Source organism: Paenibacillus sp. 01L418, assembly GCF_056400045.1.
In genome coordinates, this window is sequence record NZ_JBFTSN010000403.1 from 1 (window position 1) to 5,813 (window position 5,813).

The 5,813-nt window shown below is 44.0% G+C and carries 6 protein-coding genes; all 6 read left to right on the forward strand.

The window, feature by feature from the left end:
• Window positions 1-712: MFS transporter (locus tag AC1DSE_RS28810; protein ID WP_477528602.1), on the forward strand; the 712-nt coding region annotated here is incomplete at its 5' end.
• Between the two features lie 234 nt (window positions 713-946).
• Window positions 947-1,753 carry an ABC transporter ATP-binding protein gene (locus AC1DSE_RS28815; protein ID WP_477511691.1) on the forward strand — a complete coding sequence of 269 codons (807 nt, stop codon included), beginning with the start codon at window positions 947-949 and terminating at the stop codon, window positions 1,751-1,753.
• Between the two features lie 9 nt (window positions 1,754-1,762).
• Window positions 1,763-3,601, forward strand: coding sequence for an FtsX-like permease family protein (locus AC1DSE_RS28820; RefSeq protein ID WP_477528603.1), 1,839 nt, complete (start codon window positions 1,763-1,765; stop codon window positions 3,599-3,601).
• A 133-nt stretch (window positions 3,602-3,734) separates the two neighbouring features.
• Complete coding sequence (locus tag AC1DSE_RS28825; RefSeq protein WP_441875924.1) at window positions 3,735-4,319, forward strand: GNAT family N-acetyltransferase; 585 nt, start codon at window positions 3,735-3,737, stop codon at window positions 4,317-4,319.
• A 13-nt stretch (window positions 4,320-4,332) separates the two neighbouring features.
• The gene (locus tag AC1DSE_RS28830) at window positions 4,333-4,806 is read left to right on the forward strand and encodes a GNAT family N-acetyltransferase (protein WP_477511693.1); all 474 of its coding nucleotides are present in this window, start codon (window positions 4,333-4,335) and stop codon (window positions 4,804-4,806) included.
• A 38-nt stretch (window positions 4,807-4,844) separates the two neighbouring features.
• A partial coding sequence (locus tag AC1DSE_RS28835; RefSeq protein WP_477528604.1) for a serine hydrolase domain-containing protein occupies window positions 4,845-5,813 on the forward strand: 969 nt, incomplete at its 3' end.

Sequence of the window (5,813 nt, forward strand, 5' to 3'; positions counted from 1 at the left end):
GTTGCAGGGTTACATCATTATTTTCACGCTTGCCTTCATTATGTTCCTTATCGCAGCGATCGTCAGCTTCCGCATTCCGATGATCAAATCACATCACAAAGCCTATTATTTAAAATTCATGGGGCTGGTGATGCATAAGAACCGTCGCTGGCTGAAGGCATTGTACAGCTTTTTTGTATTAGGTCTATTTCAGGGAATTATGCTCTTCCTGCCAAATATTATGCTGTATCAGACGGTTGGGCGTGAGGATTGGGTAGGCTACTTAGGTGTTTTCTTCTCTTCGCTTACGGTAGCGACGGGTTACGTCATTTCAAGAAAAGCACAGAAGGAGCAAGTACGCAAATATGTGCTCCTGTCTACAACTGGGGTAGCCATCGGTTCATCGCTGCTGCTCATTCAAGTGGAATTTTGGTCGGTTGCCTTATTTATGATTTTGTTCTCGATATGCAATCCGCTTGCCGTCAATACGCTTACTTCCTATTATTATCGCTTAATCGGGACATTGCCCCTTAAAGGCCAGCTGCGAATAGAATCCGTTGTCATGCGGGAGCTTTTTCTAAATGCGGGAAGGGTGCTTTCTATTTGCTTGCTCATTATACTTGCTAAAGATCTGCAATCTATATGGATGCCAATTGTGCTGTTTGCCATGGCGGTATTGCAATACATATCGGTATTGCTCATTAAGGAGAAGCAAAACTCGGAGCAAAATTAACGAAAAGCAGGTAGTATTAATTATCTTGAAAGAAGAGCCTCGACCGTGGGATGACATGGTTGGGGCTTTTTGCCGTGAAGTTCAGGAGCTGTCTGTTAAATCGTAAAAAAGTATTAAGATAATCTTTATGAAATCTTAACGGTTACATTAAGCTCGCTTTAGGCGTCTTCCTTATACTAAGTAGAGTGCAGGGTATCGTACAGGTACCAAGGCAGAAGGAGATGTCACTAAGCTATGACAACAAAAAATCCCGTTATTGATATAAGACAAATATCCAAAATATACGGAAGCAATAAGGTGAATCAGGTTTATGCGCTGAACAATATTTCGTTCACGATGCAAGAAGGAGAGTTCATCGGCATTATGGGAGCTTCCGGTTCGGGCAAAACCACACTGCTCAACGTAATCTCGACGCTGGATAATCCAACAGAGGGTACGATTTCAATTGCTGGAACAGATATTACACGAATGAAAGCCCGTGAGCTTTCGGATTTCCGGGCGCAGCGGCTTGGGTTTATTTTTCAAGATTTTAATCTGCTCGACAATCTGACAGTCTATGAGAATATCGCACTTCCCTTGTCCTTGCAGGACGTCCCTGCTGGCGAGATCCGAATCAAAGTGCGTCAAGTCATGGACAATCTTGGTATTACAGCGCTAGCTGAACAATATCCAGCGATGATCTCAGGAGGGCAGCGGCAGCGAACAGCCGCGGCGCGCGCCATCGTTCATGAGCCTGCATTGCTGCTGGGTGACGAGCCGACAGGCTCGCTTGATTTGAAAAATGCGGTTAGTCTGCTCGAGACGATGAAGCGTCTAAACGAGGAACAGCGAATATCGATTCTCATGGTGACTCATGACGCGTTCAGTGCAAGCTATTGCGGAAGAATTTTATTTATACAGGATGGTCAGCTTGTGAAAGAGCTGTACCGCACGGGCAGCCGTGAATCCTTTTATAAGCAAATTTTGGACGTGCTCGGCGATTATGGCTCGGCAGCTGCCGCTGCTGCATCCGATGAAACTTACGAATCGGAAAGGCAGTGAGGTGAGGACATGCTTATAAAACTAGCTTTATCCGGCATGAAGAGCAAATTTAAAGATTATATCGTGCTGCTTGCTGGACTTGTCATGTCGATAGCCATTTTTTATATGTTCCAGACGATGGCGTGGAACCGCGATTTTACGGAGGCAAATGCAGTTATCAACTCAATTGGGCTCGTCTATATATTAGGCTCGGTACTGCTCTCGGCGATCACTTTTTTCTACATTATTTATGCCAACAGCTTTTTGCTGTCGCTGCGCCAGCGGGAATTCGGACTCTATCTCGTTCTGGGGGCACGCAAAAGTAAAATACGTACTTTAATGTTTATTGAAACGATTGCGCTCGGCTTAATTTCACTAGCGGTTGGGCTTGGGCTCGGGTTTGGCTTATCCACACTTGTGGGGCATCTCATGGCTAAGCAGCTTCAGACGAGTCTTATCGGTTACCATGCTGTATTTGGACCAGCCATTTTATTTACTATTATCTTCTTTACTTGTTTATTTGGATTGTCTGCGATATGGAATCAGCTGAAGCTTTCTCGCATGAAGGTATTGCATCTTGTCCATGGCAATATGCAAGCAGATCGGCTGTGGGGAAGCAGCCCGTGGAAAATTGTACTTAGCATCGTCGGAGCAATTGCTCTCGGGCTCGGTTACTTCTCCCTTACATTTATGGAGCAGCTGCGGGAGATTGGATTGTATACCGCCACATTCATGACACCGCTCGGAACGTACCTTCTGTTTATGATGCTGCTTCCGCCACTTGTAGTAAGAATGAAAAAGAGGAATCAAACACGTGGAATCCGCGCCTTCACTTTCGGCCAGCTGAGCTTCCGAATTAACGGCTTAACGAAGCTGCTGGCAACAGTAGCGATGCTGATTGCACTTGGAGCTGGTGCAATTGCCGGAGGTATGGCTTTTGTGAACGATGCGAAAATTAGGGGAGAGAGCTACCGCGTTTATGACGCGATCGTGCATAACCCGAATGCGGAAGAAGCAAAGATACTCGCTTCCATTCCGTTCAAGGAGCAGTTCAAGTATCGTTACAAAATAGAGAACGAAATGGTTTATTATGCGAAAGAGGACCTCGAGAACCAGCGGCCATTTGTTCATTCGGGGCAGGGCCGCGAGTATTGGGATGAGATAGAACAGATCAAAGGCCCTCTTCCAGCAGGCTCTGCGAGTGATGCAGATAATACGGATACAGAAGAGCTGTCCAGTCAGAAGTGGAGAGGTTTCATCTGGGAGATTTCGCCACCCATAAGTGAGTTCAGGCTTGTTGATGCAGGAGAGTTCGCAAAGCTTGAAGCAAAGGAACAGTTCGTTGTGATCGGAAGGACGGGTGATTTCCTCGCTTATCGGATGTCATGGAAGGCACTAGACCAGCTGGAAACAGAGAAATCCAATGGGGAGTATCTATCATGGAGCAAGTACAAGAACTATGAGAATGCAATAGGTATCGCTAGCGGTACAGTCTTTATGGGCTTTTTCCTTGGCATCGCCTTTCTTGCTATGATGGCGAGCTGCTTAATGTTCAAAATATTATCGGGTGCAGCGAAGGATGTTCAGCGATATGAGATGCTCAGCAAGCTTGGGGTAAGGAGAGAGAGGTTATCGCGTTCAATCTATCACGAGCTGTTCCTCGTATTTTTATTTCCTGGTATCGTTGGGCTCACGCATGTTCTAGTTGGTATGAATCTCTTCTCGTTTATGTTAACTGAGCCATATTATCGCTTATGGATTCCCATTGTGTTGTTCGTGGTTATCTATGCTGCTTACTATCTATTAACCGTTCGATTGTACCAGAACATCGTGCTGTCAAAGCGGGACAAGGCTGTACATTCAAGGTAACCAAAAAAAGAGCTCTCAGGATGAATGACCTGAGGGCTCTTTATTTGGATAGTACATTACAAATAATTTCCTTTTTAATATTAATTTTATGTATAATAGCGCTTAATACGATTATTGATTATGGGAGGATCACATGAGAGAAATAGATTATAGTCAATATTTTTGGCAGGATGAGGAGATCAGATTACGAGCAATTCAAGATGCTGACTGGGAAGGGCATTACTTCAACCGCTTTGATACGCCAGCTCGGCGCTTACTAGAGTGCACGGTTGAGCTGCCGCCTACGATTGCCGAGGCCAAAAATTTCGTTGAAACTTATGCTGATTTCTCTACGGATAATAGGCGTATCATGTTTGCGATTGAAAATAGAAACGCTGAAAATGTTGGAGGCGTTAATCTAAATAGTATCGATGAGAAAAACGGCACGTTTAGCATTGGCATACAGATCGATAGAGATCACCGAGGCAAGGGATACGGGACTAGAGCGATGAGAATTCTCTTAAAGTATGCTTTTATGGAAAGACGGCTTAATAAGTTTAATGACTATGTACTGGAAGGCAACGTAGGCTCAACAAACATGATGATCAAGCTGGGCTGCCAGCAAGAGGGTGTGCGACGGAAAGTGATTTACACTAACGGTGAGTATAAAGATCTCATTTTATTTGGTCTAACGAAGGATGAATTTGTAGAACAGCAGAAAAAAGATCGTTCTGTTTAGGAGGTTTAACAATATGAATATTCGATTGTTCGAGCACAACGATAGGCAGGATGTAATAAATATATTATCGGAGCATCCGCTGCAATTCCCAGATTTCGTTATTGAAAGATATCCGCCTCGGTGGGCGGACTTCGCGAAAGCTCCAGCAGGTAAAAGCCAATATTATGTAGCTTATAGCGATGACAATCAAATTATGGGTCATGCAGGATACCTATTTAATAATGAAGTAGGACTTTATGAAATCGTAGGCGTAGTTGTGAAAAAGGATTTTCAACGAGCGGGCGTTGGCAAAGCTTTGCTTTCTACCATCTGCAATAAAGTAAACGAGCTGAAAGAGAAGGAAATTATTCTTTATACTTTAGGGCATCCGGGGAATGAAGACACGATAACGTTTTATCAACGGATCGGTTTTGAGGTCAGCCTATATGAAAAGGACTATTTCAGCAGTGGTTACGATAGAGTGACGTTTATTAAACAATTGAGCTAGTAGATTCGTTGAGTATAAAAGAGTGGGTGATTGCATTCATGACTAACGATGTTGAAGGCTTGATAAGTGTTACGGAAATGGATCGACCAGAAAACCATGGTTTATCATCAAAGTCGTTGCTTGCGTTTTTTACTCAAATCAAGCAATTAAACTTGAAGATGAACAGCTTTATCCTGATGCAAAACGGCAAGGCTACTTCCAAGTTTTATCGTGATCCTTATCGTCCAGGCACGCCGCAGCTGTTATTCTCACTTAGCAAAAGCTTCACATCTATCGCTATGGGCATTGCTTGTGACGAGGGCCTGTTGGATTTAAGAGACAAGGTTATCTCTTTTTTTCCTGATAAGCTGCCTCCTGCGATTTCGGACAACTTGGCTGAAATGACCATTCACCATCTGCTATCGATGAATGCTGGCCATCATGACAATATTTACGGAAGCGTTGCAGAGCAAACAGACTGGGTTAAAGCCTATTTAGCAATGGAAGTAGAGCATAAGCCAGGAACCTATTACCGTTACAGTACACATTCTACCTATATGTTGTCTGCTATCCTTGAGAGAGTAACAGGTCAAAAGCTAACCGAATATTTAATGCCTCGTTTGTTTATGCCTCTAGGCATTTCATCCGCTTCTTGGGAAAACTGTCCGCTTGGCGTCGTTGCTGGGGGAATGGGACTAAGTATTCCTACTGAAGGGATTGCTAAGTTTGGGCAAATGCTGCTAAACAAAGGGATATATAATGGTCATCGAATCGTTTCAGAAGAATACATTTCACTCGCCACCAGTGTGCAAAGCGATACATCGCGAGACGAAGAGCGCATCGATTTTTCCCAAGGTTATGGGTATCAATTTTTTCTATGTCGTGATGGCTGCTTTATGGGGAATGGCGGGTATGGGCAGTTATGTTTTGTGTCGCCCAAACATCAGGTTGTCATTGCGGCAACATCGAGCTTCTCTTCCATGAAACAGCTTCAAATCATGCTAGATTTAGTGTATGAACATATCCTC

Coding starts and splice junctions, on each gene's coding strand:
- AC1DSE_RS28815 (WP_477511691.1), top strand. CDS start 947: ATGACAACAAAAAATCCCGTTATTGATATAAGACAAATATCCAAAATA.
- AC1DSE_RS28820 (WP_477528603.1), top strand. CDS start 1,763: ATGCTTATAAAACTAGCTTTATCCGGCATGAAGAGCAAATTTAAAGAT.
- AC1DSE_RS28825 (WP_441875924.1), top strand. CDS start 3,735: ATGAGAGAAATAGATTATAGTCAATATTTTTGGCAGGATGAGGAGATC.
- AC1DSE_RS28830 (WP_477511693.1), top strand. CDS start 4,333: ATGAATATTCGATTGTTCGAGCACAACGATAGGCAGGATGTAATAAAT.